Source organism: Corallococcus sp. BB11-1 (genome assembly GCF_026626625.1).
Classification (GTDB): domain Bacteria; phylum Myxococcota; class Myxococcia; order Myxococcales; family Myxococcaceae; genus Corallococcus; species Corallococcus soli.
Genome location: NZ_JAPNJY010000037.1, coordinates 1 through 21954 on the forward strand (window position 1 = coordinate 1; position 21954 = coordinate 21954).

General features: G+C 67.8%; 25 protein-coding genes. 3 read left to right on the plus strand and 22 right to left on the minus strand.

Annotation, left to right across the window (positions count from 1 at the left end; all coding sequences use genetic code 11):
* From OV207_RS32230 to OV207_RS32255, 6 genes are all read right to left on the minus strand, one after another.
* On the minus strand, positions 1 to 1757 hold a 1757-nt coding region (locus OV207_RS32230), incomplete at its 3' end, for a hypothetical protein (RefSeq protein ID WP_267558851.1).
* Positions 1758 to 1821: 64 nt separating this feature from the next.
* Positions 1822 to 3159: an Ig-like domain-containing protein gene (locus tag OV207_RS32235; protein ID WP_267558853.1), complete on the minus strand. Its 1338-nt coding sequence runs from the start codon at positions 3157 to 3159 to the stop codon at positions 1822 to 1824.
* A gap of 9 nt (positions 3160 to 3168) precedes the next feature.
* On the minus strand, positions 3169 to 3564 hold the full coding sequence (locus OV207_RS32240; protein WP_267558855.1) for a hypothetical protein: 396 nt from the start codon (positions 3562 to 3564) through the stop codon (positions 3169 to 3171).
* A gap of 4 nt (positions 3565 to 3568) precedes the next feature.
* On the minus strand, positions 3569 to 4264 hold the full coding sequence (locus OV207_RS32245) for a hypothetical protein (protein ID WP_267558856.1): 696 nt from the start codon (positions 4262 to 4264) through the stop codon (positions 3569 to 3571).
* 7 nt (positions 4265 to 4271) lie between these two features.
* Positions 4272 to 4802, minus strand: a complete 531-nt coding sequence (locus OV207_RS32250; protein ID WP_267558858.1) for a hypothetical protein — start codon at positions 4800 to 4802, stop codon at positions 4272 to 4274.
* 1 nt (position 4803) lies between these two features.
* The gene (locus OV207_RS32255; protein ID WP_324291582.1) at positions 4804 to 6333 is read right to left on the minus strand and encodes a baseplate J/gp47 family protein; all 1530 of its coding nucleotides are present in this window, start codon (positions 6331 to 6333) and stop codon (positions 4804 to 4806) included.
* Between the two features lie 251 nt (positions 6334 to 6584).
* Between OV207_RS32255 and OV207_RS32260 the strand changes: the two genes are divergently transcribed.
* From OV207_RS32260 to OV207_RS32270, 3 genes are all read left to right on the plus strand, one after another.
* Positions 6585 to 6998, plus strand: coding sequence for a helix-turn-helix domain-containing protein (locus tag OV207_RS32260; RefSeq protein WP_267558861.1), 414 nt, complete (start codon positions 6585 to 6587; stop codon positions 6996 to 6998).
* A 209-nt stretch (positions 6999 to 7207) separates the two neighbouring features.
* The gene (locus OV207_RS32265) at positions 7208 to 7516 is read left to right on the plus strand and encodes an HNH endonuclease (RefSeq protein ID WP_267558863.1); all 309 of its coding nucleotides are present in this window, start codon (positions 7208 to 7210) and stop codon (positions 7514 to 7516) included.
* Between the two features lie 23 nt (positions 7517 to 7539).
* Entirely contained in the window at positions 7540 to 7842 is a 303-nt protein-coding gene (locus tag OV207_RS32270) for an HNH endonuclease (RefSeq protein WP_267558865.1), read from the plus strand.
* A 210-nt stretch (positions 7843 to 8052) separates the two neighbouring features.
* On the opposite strand, the gene OV207_RS32275 is transcribed toward OV207_RS32270, so the two are convergent.
* The 16 genes from OV207_RS32275 to OV207_RS32350 form a co-directional block, all read right to left on the minus strand.
* Positions 8053 to 8433, minus strand: coding sequence for a GPW/gp25 family protein (locus OV207_RS32275; RefSeq protein ID WP_267558866.1), 381 nt, complete (start codon positions 8431 to 8433; stop codon positions 8053 to 8055).
* Positions 8434 to 8443: 10 nt separating this feature from the next.
* A complete protein-coding gene (locus tag OV207_RS32280; RefSeq protein WP_267558867.1) occupies positions 8444 to 9118 on the minus strand; it encodes a hypothetical protein in 675 nt (224 codons plus the stop codon).
* A gap of 7 nt (positions 9119 to 9125) precedes the next feature.
* Positions 9126 to 9704, minus strand: coding sequence for a phage baseplate assembly protein V (locus OV207_RS32285; protein WP_267558868.1), 579 nt, complete (start codon positions 9702 to 9704; stop codon positions 9126 to 9128).
* Positions 9705 to 9714: 10 nt separating this feature from the next.
* The gene (locus OV207_RS32290; protein WP_267558869.1) at positions 9715 to 10998 is read right to left on the minus strand and encodes a phage late control D family protein; all 1284 of its coding nucleotides are present in this window, start codon (positions 10996 to 10998) and stop codon (positions 9715 to 9717) included.
* A complete protein-coding gene (locus OV207_RS32295; RefSeq protein WP_267558870.1) occupies positions 10995 to 11336 on the minus strand; it encodes a hypothetical protein in 342 nt (113 codons plus the stop codon). The genes OV207_RS32290 and OV207_RS32295 overlap by 4 nt, the downstream gene beginning before the upstream one ends.
* A complete protein-coding gene (locus OV207_RS32300) occupies positions 11336 to 11848 on the minus strand; it encodes a peptidoglycan-binding protein (protein ID WP_267558871.1) in 513 nt (170 codons plus the stop codon). The genes OV207_RS32295 and OV207_RS32300 overlap by 1 nt, the downstream gene beginning before the upstream one ends.
* A gap of 15 nt (positions 11849 to 11863) precedes the next feature.
* The gene (locus OV207_RS32305; protein WP_267558872.1) at positions 11864 to 14557 is read right to left on the minus strand and encodes a phage tail tape measure protein; all 2694 of its coding nucleotides are present in this window, start codon (positions 14555 to 14557) and stop codon (positions 11864 to 11866) included.
* Positions 14558 to 14748: 191 nt separating this feature from the next.
* Positions 14749 to 15522, minus strand: a complete 774-nt coding sequence (locus OV207_RS32310; RefSeq protein ID WP_267558873.1) for a hypothetical protein — start codon at positions 15520 to 15522, stop codon at positions 14749 to 14751.
* Between the two features lie 73 nt (positions 15523 to 15595).
* A protein-coding gene (locus OV207_RS32315) for an IS5 family transposase (protein ID WP_267558874.1) occupies positions 15596 to 16371 on the minus strand; the annotation gives its coding sequence in 2 pieces (ribosomal slippage) (positions 15596 to 16029 and positions 16029 to 16371; 777 coding nt in all).
* 90 nt (positions 16372 to 16461) lie between these two features.
* Complete coding sequence (locus tag OV207_RS32320) at positions 16462 to 17394, minus strand: serine/threonine protein kinase (protein ID WP_267558876.1); 933 nt, start codon at positions 17392 to 17394, stop codon at positions 16462 to 16464.
* Between the two features lie 46 nt (positions 17395 to 17440).
* Entirely contained in the window at positions 17441 to 17902 is a 462-nt protein-coding gene (locus OV207_RS32325; RefSeq protein WP_267558879.1) for a phage tail protein, read from the minus strand.
* An 11-nt stretch (positions 17903 to 17913) separates the two neighbouring features.
* A complete protein-coding gene (locus OV207_RS32330; RefSeq protein WP_267558880.1) occupies positions 17914 to 18705 on the minus strand; it encodes a phage tail sheath family protein in 792 nt (263 codons plus the stop codon).
* On the minus strand, positions 18596 to 20131 hold the full coding sequence (locus OV207_RS32335) for a phage tail sheath protein (RefSeq protein WP_267558882.1): 1536 nt from the start codon (positions 20129 to 20131) through the stop codon (positions 18596 to 18598). The genes OV207_RS32330 and OV207_RS32335 overlap by 110 nt, the downstream gene beginning before the upstream one ends.
* Positions 20128 to 20457: a hypothetical protein gene (locus tag OV207_RS32340; RefSeq protein WP_267558884.1), complete on the minus strand. Its 330-nt coding sequence runs from the start codon at positions 20455 to 20457 to the stop codon at positions 20128 to 20130. Before OV207_RS32340 ends, OV207_RS32335 begins: the two co-directional genes overlap by 4 nt.
* Complete coding sequence (locus tag OV207_RS32345; RefSeq protein WP_267558885.1) at positions 20454 to 21356, minus strand: IPT/TIG domain-containing protein; 903 nt, start codon at positions 21354 to 21356, stop codon at positions 20454 to 20456. The genes OV207_RS32340 and OV207_RS32345 overlap by 4 nt, the downstream gene beginning before the upstream one ends.
* Positions 21356 to 21952: a hypothetical protein gene (locus OV207_RS32350; RefSeq protein ID WP_267558886.1), complete on the minus strand. Its 597-nt coding sequence runs from the start codon at positions 21950 to 21952 to the stop codon at positions 21356 to 21358. The genes OV207_RS32345 and OV207_RS32350 overlap by 1 nt, the downstream gene beginning before the upstream one ends.
* Positions 21953 to 21954: the final 2 nt, after the last annotated feature.

Consider the following 21954-nt stretch of genomic DNA (forward strand, 5'->3'; position numbering starts at 1 on the left):
GAGGGCGCGGTGGGAAAGCGACTGCGGAACGTCACCGAGCCGCCGCCAGCAAGGAAGTCATGCGCGACGGTGTCGCTGTTGCAGTACTCCAGTCCGAAGCGGCCCTCCTCGCGCAGGCCACTGCCCGTCAACTCGAAGGCGGAGTTGTTGGCGGCAGTGCCCATGGACAGCCTCCAAGTGCGCGTCCACGAGGAGAAGGTGGCGGCCATGCTGTTGTCGTGGAGGAACTCGGCCTCATTGCGTGAGAGGCGGAAGCCGCCAGCTGAGAGGGCGGTGTCGTCCCGGGCCCAGGCGGTGCCATTCCAGTTGGCATTCAGTGTGAACCACACGGAGGCGTTGTCGGCGAAGAGGCGCAGCCGGCAGGCCGAGCTGCCAGCACCCCGGGAGTCGAAGAGCAGGACGCGACCGGAGCCCAGGACGGGCTGGACGATGACCTTGTGCTGGCCTGCCGCCGTCTCGTTTCCGCGGAAGTGCCCACCGCTGAAGGCCCCAAGGACTTCGTTGAGGGCCGCCTCGACGGTACCTGCCGTGAGGAGATCGCCCGTGTCCGCGACGGAGACGGCGGAGGCTGCGTGGGCCCCCGCCCCCTGGGTGACGTGTCCGTTGAGGAAACCCAGCAGCGCGGTCACCTGTTGCCGCAGATTGCCAGCGGCCAGGGAGTGGGGCGTCCCGGCGAGCGTGTCTCCTCCGACGCGAGACGTCCCGGGGCTTCCGGCTGTCGTCTCACCGAGGCGGGTGACGACCTCCTGCAACTGGGCCTGCACGCTGGTGCTGCTGACGTAGCCATGGGGCGAAGCGCCGATGGCGCTGGCGTGGTGGGCCCCGGTAGCCACGCCCTGGTGGGCGTTGACGAAGCTCAGCAGCGAGGAGAGCTGCGCATCTACGGTGCCCGCAGGCAGGAGGTTGGGTGTGCCGGGCACCGCATCCGCGCCCACGCGCGAGGCGCCCGGTGTGCCAGCGACGGCCGAGGAGAGCTTGTCGACGACTTCGTCCACGGCCTCCTGCACGGTGGTGGAGGAGATGAAGCCGTGGGGCGCGTAGTCGACGGCACTGGCCTCGTGTCTCCGCGTGTCGCCGGAGAAGTGCCCGGCGAACTCGCCGTCCACCGAATCCAGCGTCGCCTGAACCGTCTTCGCACCGGGGCTCAGGATGTCCCAGGCGCCGCTCTCCACGGCCACGGAGGTACCCCGAGCGAAGATGAAGGCCTGGCGGCGAGAGGTGTCCAAGTCCGCGGCGAGAAGCTGCGTCTGCCCGGGGCGGCGCCGGACGTCACACAGCAGCAACTCGTCGGGCTGGAGGGCGGGCTTGGGCGCCTGGCCGACGGGGCCCTCCGGGGCCTGGCGCACCAACAGCTCGAAGGACTCGTCGCGGCGGAAGTACACCTGCTGGGAGTTGCCGTCCGTGCGCGGCTCGGACAGGAGGCGGGTGAAGCGCAGGAAGATGCCCAGCCACCTCTCGCTGCCGGCCGTGGAGACGTCAGTGGGGATGCCGGAGACGTCCACCGCGCAGTCCACAGTCTGCCCGGTGCCGAAGAAGATCCGCTGGCCGAGGTTGTCGTAGGCGCGGGCCGGGGCTGTGAGGTCGACGGAGAGGTTGGGCACAGGGGAGTGCGGCGCGGGCACCGCCCCGGAGATGACGCCGTGGACGCCCAAATCCGAGGCGAGGTTACGGTCCGCCTGCTCCAACTGTGAGAAGGCCAGGTCCAACTCGGCCTCCGTCACCTTCTGCCTGAAGAAAAAATCCAGCCTGTTGCTCATGTCTGCACCCTCCAGTGGAGGGCAAAGGCCGGGCGCGAGGAATCGGGGACAGGCCGGGCGGACGTCAGTGCAGCGTCGTCGTCTCGCCCAACTCGCTGAGGCCCAGCTCCCAGTGCTCGGGGAGAATGGGCGGTAGGGGCTCCACCAGGTCCACGAAGTGGGTGTGCGCGGGCTTGAGGTACTCGACGAGGGTGCGCAGGCGCTGGCGCTCCGCGAGTGTGAGGAGGCGATCCACCTCGACGTTGAAGGCGTAGCGGACGAAGCGCTCCGAGGGCCCCAGCACCCAGTCCTTCCCCAACTCGGACTCGCCCAGCACGAGGGTGTCCGAGGCGAAGGGGGAGATGGCCCGCACCTCGATGCCGAGGAAGAAGCGGATGGCGTTGCGCAGGCCCAGTGCGGTGCCCTTCTGCTGGTACATCTCCACGAGGATTGCGGCCAGGCGGCGCCTGGCGAGGACGTCCAGCTCGAAGGCGAAGGGGTTGCCCAGGTCCTGGAGGATGGCGTCCAGGAAGGCCTCTGGCGCACGCTCCAGGTCGAAGACGCTGGGGAAGGCGTCCAAGTCAGAGAGCAGCAAGTCCGTCACCTCCTGCAGACAGGAGATGAAGCGGTGCAGGTCGCCCGTCACGTCGTCGCGGCGGTTGTGGCGGGGCAGCATGTCCCAGAGCTGGAAGCTCCGGGAGGGCGGCCGCGCTGGACGGAAGCCTGAGAAGGTGGCGCGGTGGTAGGGGGCGAGCACCGGGTTGTCGTGCGCGTCCGTCACGCCCTCCACGCGGACCTCGTACACCACGTCCGGCGTCAGCTCCGTGTCGAGAACGAGGTGGAGGAGCGATCCGTCCACCGCGGCCTCGATGGAAACCACTGGGACTGCGGGCGCGCCGCGATACGTGAAGGTGAAGCGCGCCGTGGGTGGCACCCGCACGTCCTCGTCGAAGGCGAGGCGTACCGACTTGGGCCCCACGGCCTGCGCGCCCACAAGGCGTGGGGCCGTCCTGTCCTCCACGGTGAAGGTGTACGACTCGTCGAGGAGGTGCTCGCCGCCGGCCGTGGCCGAGACGACGCGGACGGAGACGGTGGCCTGGCTGGCCAGCGGCACCGCCGGGTGAAGCACCACACGCAGGGTGTCCGCCGTCTGCGTCACCTCCGCCAGAGGCCCCACGAAGGCGGCTTGCACCTCGACGCTGTCCCCGCCCGCGAAGGCGAGGACTCCGTCCACCCAGACGCGCGTGGCTGTCCGGGCAATGCCGTCCGTGCCGACGTCCACCAGCTCCAGCTCCAGGGCGGCATCGACGGGGACGTCCTGCTCCCCGGGGCCTGGAGCGCGGTTGAGGAGGAGGGGGCGGCGCGTCTCGGCGACGAGGGAGACGGTGTCGACGTAGAGGGCGGGCAGCTCAACCGTGGCCATAGCGACACCTCACGGGGAGACGAGCTCCAGGCGGACGCCCACCGTGTGGACCCCGGAGAGCTTCGAGACGTTGGCGGCCAGGTCCGTGACGAGGCGCTCGCGGCCGGAGCGCCCGAGGCAGCGGGCGTACTTCACCCCGTCGACGACGAGGGACGCTTCCCAGGCCAGGCCCGCCGGGACGCCTGGAGGCACACGGAGGCGCAAAGCGGTGCGGACCAGCTCCACGCTGGTGACGTCCACTGCTTGCGTCACCTCGGCGAAGTCCCCGCGGGCCAGCTCGAAGCGGCGCCCAGGCTCCTCGTCTCCGAGCACGAAGAGGTACTCGCCCGAGGCAGGCGTGGTCCGCTGGGGCCGAATGCGGCCCTGCCCCAGGCCCAGGCGACTGGTGAAGGCGGTGAGGGCCATGGCTTCACACCTGCCGGGAGAGCTCGAGCGAGTCGAAGTAGGCCCGGCGAGTGACGTCCCGCACCGCGAAGCCGAAGCCTCCACGGCCGGAGGTGAGGGGTTGGCTGCCGGAGTTGATGCCGAGGGCGTCGTCAATGAAGTCGGCCATGCCCGGCACGGGCTGCCAGTCGGGAGGCGTACCGAGCGGGTGCGCGGCCAGGTCGTTCTGGAGGGCCTTGAGGACGACGTCGCCGTTAGCGTTGACGATGACGTCCAGCCGCAGATGCAGCCAGGTGCCCTGCGAGAAGCTGGCCGAAGACTTCAGCAGGACGCCGGGGCCGTCCGCGTCGGGAAGCCCCGTGGCCACCGCGCCCTTGCGCAGCACCACCCGGTGCGGCTCGTCGTCGGAGAGGCCCAGGAGGTAGGCGGAGTCGTTGACGGAGGTGCCCTGGCCGCAGAGGAAGAGGAAGGGGGAGAAGCCCGTGGGGCCTCCACCGGGCCCGCGCTGGATGCAACCGCGGATACTCCCGCCCCGGGCCATGGGGGCGAAGTCAGGGAGGTTGGCGAAGAGACCCACTGCGCCCTGCGCGGCGGAGAGGGAGTTGAAGGCGAAGAGGAAGTTGCCGCCGCCCGGGGGACGGGCAATGCCCGCCGTCACGCCTCTGTCCACGGTGGCGATGTCCAGTCCGCCATTGAGGTAGGTCCAGTCTGCGCTTGCCATGGTGGCCTCACTGCGTGGCGGCTAGCGGCCACCTGGTGTCGAAGTCCTCGGTGGGCTGCGTCGTGTTGAAGAGGGCCACGCGCGCCGTCACGTCTTCCCAGCGCCAGGCGTAGGCCTCGTTGGTGAGCCATCGCTGCTCGAAGTCCTCGTGCGGCGAGTCGCTGAAGAGGCCCTCCACGGAAGCTGCGGCCACCCAGTCCGTGAGGAAGGGCCCTTGGCCCCACGTCTCGACGACGCTCCCCTCGAAGCGGTGCGGGACGAGCTGCGCGGGCGGCAGCTCGAAGAGAAAGCCGTCGTTGTCCCAACCACGGGAGAAGGACTCGAAGCCCTCGCGCTGGCCGGAGAAGAAGGCGAGGGCCACAGGGACGTCTGAGAGGGCGGCGCGCCACACGTACCAGCGCTCGAAGTCCTCGCACGCCTCCTCTGGCACACCGAATCCCGCCAGGGCTTCGAGGTGCGTCACCGCCGTCAGCGTCCAGTGCGCTGCCTCTCCGGGCTGGTCGCCCGCGTCCTCGAAGCTGGGGTTCAGGAGGGCCATGTCAGAGCAGCCCTCCGGTGTCCCCGTCCTGCAGGGTAACGCTGCCCAGCACCGGCAGCTCCCGCACCGTCAGCTTCACGTCCGTAGGCAGGCCGTTGAGTGTCAGGTCCATGCGCGCGTCGCCCAGCTTCCGGACGCCGGGCACGTCGCGGATGACGTTGAAGACGTCGGACCAGGCCACCTCTCCGGCCGGGAAGCCCTGGGCGTCCTTGAGGTTGAAGCCGAAGTCGATGCTCGGGTTGGGCGTGCCGTCCAACTCGCTGACGCGGAAGTGGGCGGCGAGTGCCTGGCGGACGCGCGTGGTGACGTCCTGGGCCGAAGCGCCCTGGCGCAAGAAGAGGCGGGCGGAGACGTCCACGCGCCGGTACACCGGTTCCTGGACGCTCACCTGGAAGGTGAGGGTGCAGGGATAGACTTCCGTCACCTGCCGCAGCACCTGGGCCTTGAGCGCGGGCGTGGGCACCCCGCCACCCTGGGGCACCACGTAGAGGATGCCGGCATTCTCGCCAATGGTGGCGTCCTCGTTGGACGTCAGCATGAGGGCACGCGCCACGCCAGGCAGGCGCCGGGCGTTGATTTCGAAGTCCTCGCGGGAGACGGTGCGCGTCAGGGCCCGGAGACTCTCGGGGGCGAGCAGCTTTGCGGAAGCCACCGTCTGCCTGTCCGCGCCACCCGAGGCGGGGGTGGGGTTGTAGACGGACACCTGCACGGCGTGGCCGTGGGCGTCCCTGAAGCTCCCCTCGACGACGACGAGGCGCCCTGCGTCCACGTTGCCTGCCGCGCCGCCGCCCGTCTTGTACACCACCGCCACAGTGCCAGCGGGCGGTAGGCCGTTGGTGCCGGTGCCGAAGCGGACGGTGGCCCTGTCTCCCTGATCCACCGAGACGAGGAAGTGGGCGTCGGAGGCGCGGGAGTTGAGGAAGGTGTCCACCTCGCTGAACCCGCCCTGGGCGGTGGACACGCGGGCGGAGCCGTCGAGGTAGGGCGCGAAGTCCAGGCGCGCCTCGAAGTCTGCGAGGCCGCGGGCGTCGAAGAGCTGGGTGTGCGTCTTCGAGTGCTCGACCACCGCGAGGATGCGCGGCGGGTTGGCGCCGGCCGGAATGGTGACGGACGAGAGCAACTGGAAGCGGACGGCCTCCGTCACCTCCTGGGTGCGGACGATGGTGCCGGCGGGGAAGGTGACGGCGGCGGCGGGAGGCTGGGGCAGGCGCAGCTCCACCTCGGCCGTGGCCGCCTGCGCGCCGTGAAGCCGGTAGCCCAGCATGCGCGCCAGGGCGATGACGTTGCGGCGCTGGGTGGCAGTGGAGAGTCGCGACTCACGGGCGAGGTTGTCCTGGTAGCTGCCAAGGACGTCGCCGACGAAGGCGTACATCTCCAGCAGGACATTGCCGAAGCTGGCGACTTCGAAGTCGCTCCAGTCGGCGAAGACGCTCTTCACGAGCGCTATGAGGCGCGCGCGTAGGGCGTCGAAGTCGCGGTGGGTGTAGTCGGTGGACGCGGGAAGAAGTGGCACGTCGGCGAAGGCCTCCACCGGGAGACAAAGCCTTGCCGCACGGCACTTGGCGGAGACGGGGACATCGGTTTGGTCCCCTCCGTGCTGCATTCAGACGCGAATAGCGCGAAGCGGTTCCCATCGCTTAGGGGCTGATTCCCTGCCCCCCATGTGTAACGCATGGCGTCATGTGTTCGCTTGGCTGTGCGCTTGACGGCCGTTCAGGTCCTCGGTAGAGTTTCGCATATGCGAGGCGTGCGAGATGCGCACGAAAGGCCAGAGCGACGCAAATGACGGGCAACGCAATCAAAGAGCTTCGGGGGACACTCGCAATGAGCCCAGGCGACTTCGCTCAGTTGCTTGGGGTGAACCCCTCGACGCTGTACCGGTGGGAGGCCGAAGGTGAGGGGGAGGTAAAGCCGGATCCGAACGCGACCCGCATTCTCGCGGCGCTGAATCAAGCCCGCGCGAAAAGTGGTGGCGAGAATCTCAAGGCGTCCCTTGGAACGGCGCTCCTGCTTGGGGGAGGGCTCTTTGCCCTCTTCAAGCTGCTGGAGCAGTTGTTCTCAAGCGACACGTCCGCGCCGACGACACCAGTCGTCTCCGCACCACCTGGGACGCCAAGCCCGACTCAAGCGCCGTCATCGGCGACGGATGTCGCCGGAGGTCAGAAAGGAGAGGGGAAGACGACGAAAGGACGATGAGACTGAGGATGCCGTGAAAATTGAGGGGGTGGAGCTGGAACTCCAACCCCTCGGGACAACTACTGCTCGGCTTGAGTGGCCCGGCAGGACTGCGCGAACACTGATGGTATCTGCCATCAGGCACGTCCTCCGTCAAGGCGACTCCAGCGAGCGGCTCACCGCGGTCGTTGAAGGCCGCACGCAATGTTGGAACAACGGAGTGACGAAGCATGCTTTCGAACGAAGACGTCGAAGCTGTGTACGACAAGTGTGACGGGAAGTGCCGTTACTGTGGAAAGAAAATCTCATTCAGCAACTACGGCCTGTATGGGGCACGTGGGGCTTGGCAGGTCGACCACTCGCGCTCCAGGATGAATGGCGGGACGAACCACCTGAACAACCTCTTTCCTGCATGCATTCCATGCAATCAGGAAAAGGGAGGGCGGAACGGAAAGTCATATATTCAGGCACGCCGTGCGCAGAATCAACACGTGCCCACTCCTGAGAAGCCGGGCCTTTGGGAATGGCTGTTCGGCTAACCCAGGAAAGGGGATGCGAGAAGATGCGATTCCAAGAGCAGAATGGTTACAAAGTCTTTGTTGATCAGGCTGGGCGCCCACAGTTCGTGCACCGGCGAGTGATGGAGAAGAAGCTTGGTGGGCCCATCCGTCGCAGGCGAGTGGTTCACCATATCAACGGAGAAAAGGGAGACAATCGGCCAGAGAATTTGGTCGCGGTCTCCCGAGCGGTGCATTCTCGCCTTCATGGGCGGCATCGGAATGCCTGCTTCCGGTGCGGTCGCACGTCACACTGGGCATCGAATTGCTTCGCGGTGACGGACTTTACCGGTCGACCCTTGATGTAACGGGGTAGTGCATCGGCGAACATTGCTCGGTAAGGGACTCGGGATGCTTCGGTCTGTCGCATCCCGAGTTCCCAAGTGGCTGAATCTACCGAGGGACGCTGGTGTTCAGATCTGCTGGTGAAGGACGCATCAGGCTTTGGCTTATGTCGCAACAGGCGCGTCTTGTTAGCGAGAAGATCCCGCCGCAAGAGAAGTCTCAAAGGGCCATGTTCACCAGGGGTGGTTCACGTCCACTGTGACGGCTGTGCTGTGAGTGCGGACATGAATGTGAAGCGTCAGGCCGGCTGAGTCCTGCTCGACGCCAACATGTACGAGCTGGACGTCAGGCAGCCAGCGGGCGAGAGCGTCACGGACATCCACGCGCGCCAGCTCCGCCAGCACCATGTCGTTGCGCTGGTGCCGAAGTCGCGAGAGTCCGGCCCCGAAGCTGGTGCGCCAGGGCAGCTCGCCGGTGGAGTGGGGCGTGGCGCCTTCCGTCAGCAGCACCTGTCGCACCTTCGAGGCGATCAACTCGGCCCCGATGCCGGAGGCGAAGTCCCGCTTCCTGTCTCTCCGGAAGGGGATGAGGAGATTCTGGAGCGCTCGACTCATGACGTCCTCCTCACGGAATAGGGATGGCCGCGCGCACCTGCTGCAGCGTGCGGACGATGGCGTCGAGGGGGGCAATGGCCTCTTCCAGGGCGCTTCCATCGAGGCTGGAGAAGTCCGGCACCTGGGGGCCGCCCACCAGGCCGAGGAGGACGTTGAGGAGGGCCATAAGCTGGGAGAGGGTGGCCAGGGCCTTGCCGACGTTGGCGGCCTCTTGCTCGACGTTGGCCTCCGCGCAGCCGGCCACCGTAAGGAGGCCGGCGTCTCCAAGCTGGGCGGCGCGCAGCCGGGCCTGCCCGACGCTCGACAGGCGCAGCTGCAGGTGGAGGAGCTGGCCACGGGCGTGGCCCAACTCGCCCAGGACGATGTCGATGACGCCCACCACCGCGAGTGGCACCGAGAGCTGGGGGACAAGGCGGAGCAGCTTGGACACCTTCTCGGCCAGGTTCGGCAGAGCCGCGGCGATGGCTGTCGGGTCCGGTGGCGGCCCCAGCGCGTCCGGGATGGCCTTCACGACCTCGGAGACGGCCAGCACTGCGCCGATGATGTCGAAGAGGGGCGTGAGCGGCGCGAGCGCCGGCTGGACGGCCTGCAGGATCTGGTGGTGCTGCAGCGTGGCTCCGCCAGGCAGGGTGAGCGTGGGCGCCTCGGGCAGCGGGGGGATGTGGATGCAGATGGGCAATGGCATGCGGGCCTCAGATCGGCTCAGCGATGGGGCGCACCACACGGCCAGCGATGGTGACCTGGGCGGCCTCCAAGGAGATGGCGCCGACCGCGCGCAGGGTGAGGGCGGTGGTGGCCTCCAGGGTGACGGTGTTCTCCTCCGCGTCGAAGGTGAGGCAGTCGCCCGTCTTCCGGTTGGTGAGCTTCAGCTTCTTCTTCCCCTCGGACTCGTCCAGCTCGACGCGGAAGGTGGGCGTGGCGAGGACGCGGTTATCGGGCGGAGACACCTGGGCTTCTTCGGGGACCTCGCTCTGGCCGCCCGGCTTTCCCCAGTGCGCCGTGAGGTAGTAGGGCGCATCCACGTCCCCTTGATTGAAAAAGACGGCCACCTCCGCGCCCACGTGCGGCACCGCGAAGAAGCCCGTGCCCTTGGCGCCGCCCCCGGAGGTACCCAGGGGCCAGGCCCAGGCGGACTCGGGCTCGAGGACACCGGGGATGCACACGCGGACGCGGCCGAGCTGCGCCTCGTCGTCGCGGCTGGTGACGTAGCCCACGTACATGCCGAGGAGGCGCGTGTCATGGGCGAGGATGTCGTCGTCGAAGGTGCTCATGGTGGGCTCGCTACCTGGGGAGACTCATTCCGGCTTCCGGGTCCTCGACACCGATGGGTTGCCCGTCGCGGCGGTACTCGATGTACCGGGTGCCGGTGTCCCGCTCGAAGGCCTCGACTTCCTTCAGTGCCCCAGTCGTCTCGGGTGCGCTGATGTTGGGCTGACCGCCCTGGGGCTGGCCTTGCTTCTCGGGGCTGGCTTGCTGCCGGCGGCCGGTGCCGTCGCGCGACAGCTTCAAGTCCGTGGTGTAGCCAGACGCGGAGAGGACGTGCTTCGCCTCGGTGACGTAATACTTCCCGGAGAGGAAGCTGGAGATGCCGCGCACTTCCACGACGGACTTCGCGCGCAAGGAGGGGTTGCCCACCACCTGGAGGGACAGCTTCACAGTGCCGGCTTCCGCGCGGCGGAAGCGGGCCTCGGACTCGCGCTGGGCTTGGGCAGGTGTCGACGCGGAGGTGGGCTGGACGCTGGTGGTGCTGTTGCGGAGCTGCAGCGACGTGGTGCCCGTGCGCTTGTCCACCACCTCGAGGTAGTCCGCGAGAGTGGTGCGCTCCACGGTGGCGCTGCTCGCCTGGGCTTCGATGGTTGCCTTGGCCATGGCGTCCCGGCCACGGACGCCCACCTGGCCCACGCGGCGGCCCAGCTCTGACTCGACGTTGACGGAGAGGATGTCGCCCCGGCCCGCGTCCGCGTACCACCACAGCACCTGGGTGGGCGCGGCAGCCTGGTTGCGCGGGCCGAAGGTGAGGCCCTTGTCGTCGACGTGGAACTCGAACTCCTCCCTCGCGGCCAGGCGCCGGAGAAAGCGCGCATCCGTCTCCCCGGCTTGGTGAATGGTGTCGAAGGACTCTCCGGTGTCCTCGACGTGGACGGAGTCCTCTTCATAGCCGTACTCGGCGGCCACCTCTCGCACCACCTGGGCGCGCGTCTTGCCCTTCCAGGTGCGCGTCTTCGCCTCGCGGTGCATGAGGGCGCTGAGCGCCTGGCCCTCGACGGTGAGCACCTGAAAGCCCTTCATCTTCTTCACGACGACTCGCCGCGGCGGGGCCATGAGACCCGGGTAGCCCCAGGACACCTCCAGCACCGCGCCGCCCACCAGCTCGCCCCTGTCGAAGAGCGCCAGGTCGAAGTTGTCCAACTGGAGGGACAGCTTGTCGGCCTTCGTCGCGGAGTCCTCGAAGGTGAGGCCGAGGACACGGCCCTCCAGGGAGAGGGGCTCACCGCTGCGGGCCTTCTCGTGTGCCAGCAGCGTGAGGCGCACGCCAGGCGCGCTCCTGTCGAGGGGCCGCGTCATTCGCTGGCCCTCCGCCGCTGCTCGCTGAGGATGACGTCGGTGAGGACACGCAGCGAGGGGATGTAGACGCGCCGCCCAGCCTCCAGTTCCAGCGTCGCATCGATGATGGGCTCCGGCTGGAAGTCGGCGATGGCCCACCAGAAGCCGCAGGCGCGCGGGAGGGGCGCGAAGTAGCGGCCGGCGAGGCCCCAGAGGGAGTCGCCCTGCGCCACGAGGTGGACGCGCGTGTCCGCGTGCGGCTGGAAGCCGTAGGGGACTCTCTCGGAGAGGAAGAGGCGGCCGGCCTCGTCCCGCAGGCCGAAGGAGAAGGAGTAGCGGCTGCCGGCATGAGGAGCCACTACGGCACCTCCTGACGGAGCTGCTCGGAGGTGACGCGGGTGTCCAGCACCTCCTCGAAGGTGACGATGGCGGTGTAGACGAGGACGCGTCCGTCCACTGCGAGCTGGCGGTACTGGAACTCCACGCTGGCGACGACGCACTCGACGGTGAGGACGCCGGGCCAGAGAACGAGGACCCGCGGCGGTGCTGTCGCCAGCACACCCTCGGTGCCCGCCGGGGGCACGGTGAGGGCACGCAAGAAGCCGCGGAACCCCATGATGTTGGAGGCGTCGGCCTGCTGCGTGGCGAAGAAGGCGTCGAGGTAGAACTCCACGCCTGCCAGTTGCCGGTTGGAGGTGCCCTGAAACTGGAGCACCTGGTGGGAGAGGCCCGGCACCGCCAGGCGGTTCCAATTTACCTGGAGCTTCTCGGTGAGCTGCGTGGGGTTGAAGAGGCACTCCATGGCCTCGCCGGTGAGGACATTCACGAGGAGGCAGCGAGGGGGACGGGCAAGGCCGGCGGCGATGGACATGTCGGGGCCTGCCTCTCAGTACGCCGGCATGGGGGAGAAGCTGCGGGAGGCTGCGTCCCTCTCGGCGCGCGCCGTGGCCTGGGCAAGCACCTCTCCGTCCACCTGGACACTCACGAGGACAGGCGCGCTGGGAGGCGAGGCCGGCTGCGAGGAGAGCACCTCGGCCTGGGGCAGCGAGGCCTGGAGGGCCGCCACCGCCGGCATGGACGAGGACTCCAGGGGCCAGTCCACCGGCGAGGTGGGCGAGGCCGTGGTGACGACGGACGCGGGTGTGGCGGCGCTGCCGGTGGGGTCCTCAAGGCCGAAGGCGACGGACAAGTCCCGGTGGAGGCCCAGCCGAGCCGTCCGCAGGGCTTGCTGGAGGCCGGTGTTCGCACCGAAGAGGCTCGCCACAGCGTCCACGACGCTGAGGATGGCGCCCACCAGCTCCAAGAGGACGCCGGAGATCGCGTCGACCGTGCCGAAGACGATGAGCCGCATCCCCGTCCAGGCCTCGGCCCAGTCGCCGGTGAGGGCGCTCCCCAACGTCAACACCACGCCCCAGAAGACGTCGAGGATGCCGGAGAAGGCCGCCAGGGCTGCGTTGAGGACGCCTCCCACCACGGACACCACGAGGGAGACGGCGGACACCAACACGCCGACGACAGTGGTGATGTTGCCGATGGCAAACCCGATGGCTTGCCCCATGGCCACCCAGATGCTGCCGCCTTCTCTCGCGGCGGAGCTGGTGCCCAGGATGCCAGAGAGCGCGCCGCCTAGGACGCGGCCGAGGTGCGCCAGGCTGCCCAGGAGGACGTCAACACCGGCCTTCATGTAGCCCCACTGCCCCGCCAGTCCCTCCACCACTTCCGCGGCGGCCGTGAGGGTCAGGACGACGAAGTCGAAGACGCGGGCGAGGGCACGACCGACCGTGGCTCCGGAGGCGCCGAAGGCAGCGAACTTCGCGGCGGCGGTGGCCGCGTCGTCCCTCTCGGAGAGGAAGCCCAGTGCTCCGCCCACCCGCCCCAGCGTCGCCTGGAAGGCGTCGAGGGTGGGGCGCGCGGCCTCCAGTCCGGCCGAGAAGCCGTCGGCGATGCCGGAGAAGAAGCTGTGGAGGCGATGGCCCCACAGGTAGAGGTTGATGAGGAAGTCCTTCAGCCCTGCGTTCTCCGCGCGGCCCAACTCCTCCCGCACCGCACCGGAGAATCCCCCGTCCTCGAAGAGCTGGGCGAGGCCGCGGAAGGCGAGCGTCACCTGCTCCTGCACACGCCGCACGAAGTCGCCCAGGCCGCCGAGGTTGTGGCGGAAGGCGTAGGCGAGGCCGACCACGGCGACGCCCAGAAGGGCAACAGCGGCTACCGCTGGCAGCACCGTGGCCAGGAGGCCTCCCAACGTGAGGCCCAGCGCCTTGAGGCCCACCACCATCAGCGCCAGGCCCACCTTTGCGGCGATGACGGTGCCAACGAGGGTAACCAGGCCACCAGCCCCGAGCGCGAAGGCAGCGAAGGCGCGCTTCACTGGGCCGGGCAATGCCTGGAAGACACCCAGCACCTGCTGCACCGCGCTGGCGACGAGGGTGACGAGGGGCTTCAGTACCTGGCTGAAGGGCTCTCCGAGGACGATGGCCAGCGTCTCCAGGTTGCCGGCCAGCAACGTCTTCTGGCCCTCGAAGGTGTCCAGCATCTGCTCGCGGAACGCCTTGGCCGTGCCGCCTGCATTCTCGAACTCATCGCGCAGGTGCTTGAGGGCCGCTGCGCCGCGGACGACTTCGCCGGTGTCCTTGCGGATGCCGTTGGAGAACTGCGTGAGGATGGCATTCACACCACCGAGCGCCTCGCGGCCGAAGGCCTTCAGCAGGAAGGCGGAGCGCTGCGCTGTCGTCATGCGCTCGAGAGCGGGCGACAGCTTGTCGAGAATGTCGAGGAAACTGAGGAAGTTGCCTTTGGAGTCGGTGACGGCGACGCCCAGTCCACGCAGGTGCTTTTGTACCTGTGGATCCGCCATTCGCTCCATGGCAACGGCCACGGCGGTGGAGGCGCGCTCCACACCGGGGACGACGTTCTTCACGAGGCCCAGGGCGATGAGTGTCTCGGGCAGGGACTGATTGAGGGCTTGCGCACCACGCGCGGCGGTGCCGAGGGCCAGAGGCAACTCATTCGCGCTTAGGGCGAAGACGTTGACGGCTTGGAGCATCTGGTCGACTGAGATGGCGGCCTTGTCGGTGGAGATGCCGAAGGCCTTCATCGCCTGCGACGCGAGGCCTGCTGCGCCCTGGGGTGTCAGCTCTCCCAACGAGCCACCCGCCAGGTCCAACACCGGCAGCAGCAGCTCCATGGACTCAGCGGCGCTAAAGCCGGCCTGGGTGAGCTCGCGCAGGCCCAGCACGGACTCGGTGGGTGTGAACTGCGTGGCGAGGCTTGCTTGGATGGCAGCGTCTCGTAGCTGCCCAAGCACCTCGGCTGAGGCGCCAGAGACGGCGGCTACACCCGCCACAGCCTGCTCGAATTGGCCGGCGGTGTTGGCCAAGGACAGCGACGCGCCGATGGTGACGGCGCCTGCTGTGAAGAGGGCCATGGCAACGCCGAGCCGCTGGAAGGCGCTCTCAATTCGAGCAGTGCCCAACCCCACGCGCCTGTCGAGGGACATGAAGTTGCGCTCCACTCCTTGGAAGGTGCCAGAGGCCAAGTCTCGCGCCGTGAAGACGAAGCCCAGGCCGAGGTTGTTGAGCACGCGCTACCTCCGCTTCGCGGACTTCTCCAAGGCCTTCGCCTCGCGACTGCGTTGCTGGCCGATGCGCTCGAGGAACCAGTCCCTGTCCGAGGTGGGCAGCTCCAATGCATCACCGAGAGGAACTGCGAGGCCGCTGCCCCCGTGCTGGTGCCAGCACAGGTTGAAGAGGCCCTCGCGCCAGTTCTCCAGCGTCACACCGGGGAAGAGGTGGAGCGCTCCCGGCGCCTCGCTGTCCGGGCCTGCCCCGGGAGGAAGAAGCCCCGGTCGAAAGGGAGCTCCACCTCCTGGCGCATGAAGCACTCGGGGCACTCGACTTCGAGTGTCGTGTCCACGCCGCAGTCGACGCGGTCGAACTCGTCGACGAGGAAGTCGGCGTCGCGCAGCGTGAGGTCCTCGAGGAACCGGCGCTTGTCGCGCGCGTCCACGCCGTCGACGTCCAGTACCCGGTAGGCGAGGACGGAGGACAGCAGCTTCTCAGGGGCCGCGCGCTGGAGCTGAGGCAGGCGCCGCTCGTCCTCTCCCGTCAGCAGCTTGAAGCGCACGCGCGTGCCGGCGTCGGGCAGCGTCGTCTCGAAGCGGTTGCCGGCCATGAAGGCCGCGCGGCTGGTGTCCAAGAGGGCGCGCACCGGCAACTGCGTCAGGTCCAGCTCCCAGTCGATGCGGGCGCGGCAGGCTGCGGCCTGACAGGGGACGGCGAAGGCGTACTCGGAGCCGTAGGTGAGGACACGCACCTGGAGGAGTGCGTAGAAGCGGTCCCCCTGAAGGACCTGGCCCCAATCCACCTTCCCGTCTGCGAAGGCGTAGGGACCTGCCTCCTGCATTTCCTCCCAGCACGCGGAGAGCAGCTCATCCACTTGGCCGCCGCTCTTCGCCAGCTTCCTGTCCGCGAGGACGCGCTCCTCCCGCACTCGCATTCCCCGAATACGGCCCGTCAGCCCCGAGGGGCATGAGATGATGTCCGCCATGTCCTTCCTCCAGGAAGGACAAAGGCCTCGGGCGGCAAATCGGGGACATCAATCAATGAGACTAGAAGCGATCTCAGAATTGCCTCAAGAGGATGAGGATGCAGCCGAGGTGGAGGAAGCCGAGGAAGTTCTCCACCTTCACCTCATAGCGAGTCACAAGGCGCCGGAAGTTCTGGAGCCAGGCGAAGAGTCGCTCCACCTTCCAGCGTCGTCGGTATCGACGCAGCTCGCGCCCATCCTGGGTCTTCGTCTTACGCCCGCGACGATGCGGGGCAATCAGCTTCACTCCGCGCTCGTGCCACAGTCGCTCATCGAGCTTGTCGGCGTCATAGGCCTTGTCGCCGATGAGCCGCTCGGGAAGCTCGTCGAGGAGGCTTTCGTCGAGCGTGGCTTCGAGGAGCTTGGTTTCGTGGGGAGAAGCGCTTGCCGCGCCAATGGCGAGAGGAAGACCAGCGCCGTCTGCAGCTGCCATGACCTTCGTCCCCTTGCCCCGCTTCGTCTTTCCGACGCAGGGCCCCCCTTTTTCGCCGAGGCGAAGAACGCGTCGACGAAGCCCTCCTCCAGGTTGAAGCCTCCGCGCTCCTTGAGGTCCAGGGCCAAGGCACGCAGGACGGTGCGGAAGGTGCCGTCCTTCACCCAGCCCTGGAACCAGCGGTGGACCGTCTTGTAGGGCGGGTACTTCTGCCTCGGCAGCTCACTCCACTGCGCCCCGGTCCGCAGAATCCACAGGATGCCGTCCCACAGCGCACGGGAGGGCGTGGGCGTTCGCCCAGGCCGGTCCTCCCGCTTCAACTTCCGCGCGGGGAGGAGCGGCTCAATCAGGCTCCACTGTTCATCCGTCAGGTCCACCGGTCAGCTTCGAACATGGCCATCCCCTCCATGTCGATCAGCGGCCCGGCCTGCGCCCTCATGCCTGCTCGCTCAATTCTGAGACCGGCTCTAAAAGACGCGTCCCTCGATGTTGTGCATCTCCTCACAGACGTTCGTGAACAGGCCGAGCCATTTGTCCATGAGCTGGGAGGCAGTCGGTCGCTGCGCGGGATCCTGAGTTAGCATTTGGTTTAAATACTGAAAAATCAAAGGGCCGAATCGCCCTGGGCAGAAACCAATCGGGAACAGCTCCACCGGCACAAGGAGGTCATCCGGTGGAGGGCGCTTTGCCGGGTTTCGTCCGGTGAAGAGTTCAGCTAGCACGAGTCCTAACTGGAAAACGTCAGTTTTTACTGTGAGGGCTGATTCATTTTTGGCATACGCGACTAGATCGGGAGTTCGGTAAAGAAACGGCATTCCCGGTCCGGTGCTTTCTTTAAAGACTGGCCGGTCTACTTCGTCGGATTCATCGAGAAGTTTCATCAGGCCAAAGTCTCCGAGGACACAAGCTCGTCCTTTAACGAAAATATTCTGCGGCTTGATGTCGCGATGTACGGCCTGTGGGGAACTCTTTTCTAGGAACGCCAGCGCGGAGATCAGTTGGACTGCAATGTTGATGCGCTCTGCTTGGCTGGTGTTGCTCGCCCTGATGATGTGGTAGAGAGTCTGTGGAAGATACTCGGCCACCACAAAGGGATACTCATTCTCTTGGCCGTCGACGCGATAGCGGAATAGTCCCTCGTCGAAGGTGCGCATGATTGCTGGATGCTTTTGTTGCTTTAGGTACTCGACCTCTCGCCTGAAGCTCTCCTTTCGCTCGGGCTTTGATAATCGTCGAAAGATCTTCAAGGCAAAGAGGATGCCTTTATTGGTGCCGGATGTGGCGACGACTAGATAGGTTACCGCATTCCCTCCAGATCCAAGCCGCTGGATGATGCGATACCAATCGTTTGTCGCCGATTGAAGTGACTTCCCATTTTCAAGTGAGAGAGCATCGGACATGGGGGCCTCGCGGTGGTCTGTTTTTTGAAGGGCACCCCATGGTAGCCTACATTGATAGTTCAAAGAAGTCGTAGGTAAGGGTGACGGACTCGATGACGTTCTCGTCCGACTCGTTGTCCCATTCCCCTGCAACGAACTTCACCGGCCATGCACGGGAGAGGCTCCACCGGCGCAGCGTGGTGCCGTCCCGATCCTGCTGGACGATGTCGGAGTTGCGCTTGTAGAGGCCGTCCGGCAGGCCCAGTCCGCTGGACATGTGGACGACGTCTTGGAACCAGTCGAAGAGCTGGTGGTCCTGCGTGGCGCCTCTCTCCAGTGTGACGTCGGAGAACGTGAGGCGCCCGGGGGACTTGTTGGGGATGAGGCTGCCGCCCTCGAAGTACTGGATGTTGGCGACCTCGACGGACAGTTCAGAGCATTTCTGGAAGCCCGCGTGGCCGATGTCGTCGATTTCGACGAGGAACTTGAAGCGCTTATGGAAGCTGCGCGGCTGTCCGATGATGGCCATGGCCAGTCTCCTTACAAGCCCGCCGAAGCCAACTCGGCTTCGAGGGCGCGGGTGTCTTGGGCGATGCGCAGGATGATGAACTCGGCGGGCTTGTTGGTGGCGAGCCCAATGCGGGCCACCAGCTTGCCGGCGAAGACGACGGACGGTGGGTTGAGGGCGTCAGAGACGTCGACGAAGAAGGCCTTGGCAGGCTCCTGGCTGCGGAACGCGCCATTCTTCATCTGGGTGAGGAGGAAGGCCGCAATGGAGCGTCGCACCTGGGCGCGCAGTCCCTCTGTGTTGTTGCGGTGCCGCGCAAACTGCAGCCCCGTCTTGAGACTGCGCTCAATGAAGGACACGCCCCTGCGCTCGGCGACGTAGGGGAAGTTGCCGCTGGCCCTCAGCGTGCGCGAGCCGTCAATGAAGCGCGGCAGGCCGGGCCCCGTGGTGAGGGGATTGATGCGGCGAGGGTAGACGATGTCCCGCTTCTTCTCTTCGAGGACCTCCTTGGTCTCGAAACCGAGGACGCCGAACATGCGGCCGGCCTCAATGCCCGCGGGCGCGTCGTACACGCCGCCGGGGCGCGCGCCGTCGTTGCGCGCGAAGACGCCGGCGATGATGCCGGAGGGCGGGACGACGAGCTGCTCCACGTTGCCGTAGACGCTGCGGGCGGGGTTGAGCACCTTGACGCGCGGCCAGTACAGGGCCGCGTGCTCAGAGAGTCCTTCGAGGGCGGCCTCCTGCGAGACGTAGGCGACGATGTCCGTGGCGCTGTAGCCCGCGGGCGAGTCGAGGACGGCGAAGACGAGGCCATCGCGCGCCACCTCGCAGTAGCGCACCATGGCGTTGTGGACGGCGGGAGTGGCGCGCCCGGGGACCAGGAGGAGGGAGAGGTCCTGCACTTCGTCGAGCGCGTAAAAGGCCGCTCCGGCCCGCCTCGGAGCCGATGAAGTCGGTGTCGTCCAGGCCGACGAGGCCGTCCGCGCCGGCCGAGAGGGCCACCGTCTGCACGTCAGGAATTGCGTCCGGCTGCACCATGAAAGCCTGGACGTAGGTGGAGCCTGTGCGCTCGTCATTGACGATGCGCTCGACGTAGCGCGCGTCGTCCTCGGACGAGGAGAGGTTGGGGAAGGACTCGCGGTAGGCTCCGTCCTCGAGGACGAGGACGTCGAAGGTGTCGGGGGCACCGTTGGTGGAGGGACGCACCTCCACCTCGATGCGGTTGGCATAAGCGCCCGCGTCCTTGGCCTCCAGGTGGAGGACGTCGGTGGCGCCGGAGGCGTCGCCCGTGTGCGGCAGTGCGTCCAGGCCGAGGCCGGAGCCTGCGTCGCCCTGCACACGCAAGGAGGCGCCAGGCCCCGTGGACTGGGTGAGCAACTGCAGCGTCCCCAGGGAGGACGGCGCCACGCGGACACCCGCCACCGCCGCCTCCACGAGGGCGCGCACCTCGGCCAACTCGACGGCGCGCAGACTCTGGACGTTGCCACTGCCCACCTGAGGGCCGCCGGGGAAGCCGAAGACGGTGCCTGCGATTTCGTCGCCCACCTCCAGACGGCTGGAGGCGCCCTGGATGTCGCTGGCAATCCTCAGCACACCATCCGCCACGGTGGCTCGCCCGCCGACGATGCTCGCGTTCAGGACGGCGGCCACCTCCTGAGCAGTGGCCTGGGCGATGTCTTCGAAGTCCCCCTCGTTGAAGGCGATGAAGACGTCCCGGCCGTCGTCGACGCGCACGCGGAGCGACTGCCCAGCGGTGAGGGAGTAGGGCCCCGGTCGGCCAGCGGCGACGGAAGCCGCGGCACCGGAGAAGACGACGTCCGCCGCCGCGGCGCCGTTGGCGGACACCTCCAGACGCTGTCCGTCGGCCAGCGTGAAGGGCGGCCGCAGCGTGCCGCGCAAGACAGCGGGCGTGGGCCCTCCGCCCGTGGTGAGGGCCGCTGCCGCGCGCGTGGCCGTGTGCGACTCGGGGTTGGAGGCGTCCTCGTAGTGGACGGTGCGCACCACCCAGAGATGACTGCCGCCATTCTCGAAGAAGCCCATGGCGGCGAGGGCCAGGTCGGAGTCTGGTGTGAAGCCGCCGAAGGTGGCCTGGTAGTCCTCCATGGAGGTGCACAGGACCGCCTGACCGATGGGGCCGCGCTCCGCCAGACCGACAGCGCCGGCCACGGAGGTGGGCACGGAAGGAATGCCGCGGACGCGCGGCTCCTCCTCCTCAAACACGACTTTCGACGACAGCAGCTCACGACTCACGAGGCACCTCGCTTCTTCCGGGACGCGCGCGGCGACGCTTCCGGCGCGGTAGAGGGGGGCGACGACGGCGGGGCTGTGGGGGCCTGCCGCTTCAGGGTGACTTCGCCCTGGCGGATGGCAGCGGCCACAGCCGGCACGGAGAGGGCCGCTTCGGGCACGTCCTCCAGCGTCACGCCCGTGGCCAGGGTGAGCGACGAGGGCAGGCGCCGGCCGCCACGGCCAGGCTGCACGCCGCAGGCGCACGCGCCGCGCGCCACGCAGTACGACTCGTGGGGCAGCAGGAATGTGATGAGCCTGCCCAGGGCATTGGTGAGGGTGACGCTCATGAGGTGCCTTCGGAGAGGGAGTCTGTTTCGAGGTGAGTGCTGGCGACGGCTTTGCCGATGTCGAGGGGCAGGCCCTCGTCCACGTCGAAGCCGCGCACCACCAGGCCCCACGTGAAGGCACGCACGTCGTCGCGGCTGCCGAGCTGCGTGCGCACCTCGCCGTCCGCGTCCATCTCCCAGCGCACGGTGCCGCGCGAGGCGTCCTCTGCGTCCCTCGGCATGGTCAGCCAGCGGTTGCGGTTGAGGAAGGTGGCCACGGCGGCCATGAGGTTGAAGAGCTCGGCGGTGCGCTCAGAGGCCACCGTAAGGGTGAAGGCCAGGTCCACCGTGTACGCGGGGCGACGGCGCACCAGCTCCGCGCCGGAGGGGCCCTGCACGACGTCCTCGTGCAAGACGTTGGTGGAGTAGCGACGACTCTCGCGCAGCGTAGGGCCTGACAGCACAACGGACGGCAACGAGGCCATGGCGATGACGTTGAGGCCGTCGGCCACCGTGTCGTCGTAGTCGACGGAGACGCTGGCGCTGACGTTGGCCACCACCTGCCGCTTCAACTCACGCAGCAGGGTGCGCACGAGGCGGGTGAGGTCCGCTTCCTTCGCGACACGCGGGCGTAGGTAGCGGTACGCCCCCGGAAGGACAGCGGCCTCTCCTGGAATGGGGCGTCCGTCCGCGGAGAGGTTGTGCAGCTCCGCGTCGACGGCGCCCACCTCATGGGCCGGCGTCCGCACGTCCGCGAAGTGGGTGCCTGCCTCTTCACGGACAGAGAGCACCTCCGCGCGCAGCCCGCCCAGGCGCACTGCCACCCGCGCGGCGAAGCCAGTACCAGCGAGGCGGAGAATGTCTCCGCCGCTGGTGGGCCCCGAAGTGGGCGTCACGGAGGTGAGGGCGGGGATGACCATTACCCGGGCCCTCCGAGGCCCAGCTCCTTCGCCACGCGCGCGAGGAAGCGGCGGCTGGCGCCCTGGCGAAACCGTGCGAAGGCCGGCCGGAGGAAGGGGCGCGCGGGCGTCTGCGTCACAATGACGCCGCGCCCACTGCCGCCAGTGCGCGCCTGGCCGGCCTGGCGCAGTAGCGCGAAGAGGAAGCGCCGCATCTTCGGCGTCATGGGGATGACGACGGGCGGACCTCCGTACTCCTGCAGCTGCGCCACGTCGACGAGGGACTCGCCGTCGGGACTCTTCGCCGAGCGGGGCACTCCGATGAAGGCCTCGTCGCCCTCCACGACGACGGAGATGGAGTTGCGCAGCACACCAGAGACGAGGAGGGCCTTCGTTCCGCTGAAGCCCGCGAGCTGGCGCGCCGCCAGCGTGAGGGGCGAGGGCGGGCGGAGCGACTCTCCACCCGGCGCCTGCTGGGTGAGGCCCTGCACCACCTCCTTGCGCAGGGCGTGTGCCTCCTGATGTAGGGCCGCCTGCATCGCCCCCTCAAGGCGCGACGAGCCCGCCGCCAGCAGTTGGCGGGCCCGTGCCCAGTCTCCGGTGCGAGAGACGACCATGG

Bases quoted from the DNA above. Each gene is read 5' to 3' on its own strand.
- OV207_RS32235 (WP_267558853.1), bottom strand. From the start codon at position 3,159: ATGGCCACGGTTGAGCTGCCCGCCCTCTACGTCGACACCGTCTCCCTC.
- OV207_RS32240 (WP_267558855.1), bottom strand. From the start codon at position 3,564: ATGGCCCTCACCGCCTTCACCAGTCGCCTGGGCCTGGGGCAGGGCCGC.
- OV207_RS32245 (WP_267558856.1), bottom strand. From the start codon at position 4,264: ATGGCAAGCGCAGACTGGACCTACCTCAATGGCGGACTGGACATCGCC.
- OV207_RS32250 (WP_267558858.1), bottom strand. From the start codon at position 4,802: ATGGCCCTCCTGAACCCCAGCTTCGAGGACGCGGGCGACCAGCCCGGA.
- OV207_RS32260 (WP_267558861.1), top strand. From the start codon at position 6,585: ATGACGGGCAACGCAATCAAAGAGCTTCGGGGGACACTCGCAATGAGC.
- OV207_RS32265 (WP_267558863.1), top strand. From the start codon at position 7,208: ATGCTTTCGAACGAAGACGTCGAAGCTGTGTACGACAAGTGTGACGGG.
- OV207_RS32270 (WP_267558865.1), top strand. From the start codon at position 7,540: ATGCGATTCCAAGAGCAGAATGGTTACAAAGTCTTTGTTGATCAGGCT.
- OV207_RS32275 (WP_267558866.1), bottom strand. From the start codon at position 8,433: ATGAGTCGAGCGCTCCAGAATCTCCTCATCCCCTTCCGGAGAGACAGG.
- OV207_RS32280 (WP_267558867.1), bottom strand. From the start codon at position 9,118: ATGCCATTGCCCATCTGCATCCACATCCCCCCGCTGCCCGAGGCGCCC.
- OV207_RS32285 (WP_267558868.1), bottom strand. From the start codon at position 9,704: ATGAGCACCTTCGACGACGACATCCTCGCCCATGACACGCGCCTCCTC.
- OV207_RS32290 (WP_267558869.1), bottom strand. From the start codon at position 10,998: ATGACGCGGCCCCTCGACAGGAGCGCGCCTGGCGTGCGCCTCACGCTG.
- OV207_RS32300 (WP_267558871.1), bottom strand. From the start codon at position 11,848: ATGTCCATCGCCGCCGGCCTTGCCCGTCCCCCTCGCTGCCTCCTCGTG.
- OV207_RS32310 (WP_267558873.1), bottom strand. From the start codon at position 15,522: ATGGCGGACATCATCTCATGCCCCTCGGGGCTGACGGGCCGTATTCGG.
- OV207_RS32320 (WP_267558876.1), bottom strand. From the start codon at position 17,394: ATGTCCGATGCTCTCTCACTTGAAAATGGGAAGTCACTTCAATCGGCG.
- OV207_RS32325 (WP_267558879.1), bottom strand. From the start codon at position 17,902: ATGGCCATCATCGGACAGCCGCGCAGCTTCCATAAGCGCTTCAAGTTC.
- OV207_RS32340 (WP_267558884.1), bottom strand. From the start codon at position 20,457: ATGAGCGTCACCCTCACCAATGCCCTGGGCAGGCTCATCACATTCCTG.
- OV207_RS32345 (WP_267558885.1), bottom strand. From the start codon at position 21,356: ATGGTCATCCCCGCCCTCACCTCCGTGACGCCCACTTCGGGGCCCACC.
- OV207_RS32350 (WP_267558886.1), bottom strand. From the start codon at position 21,952: ATGGTCGTCTCTCGCACCGGAGACTGGGCACGGGCCCGCCAACTGCTG.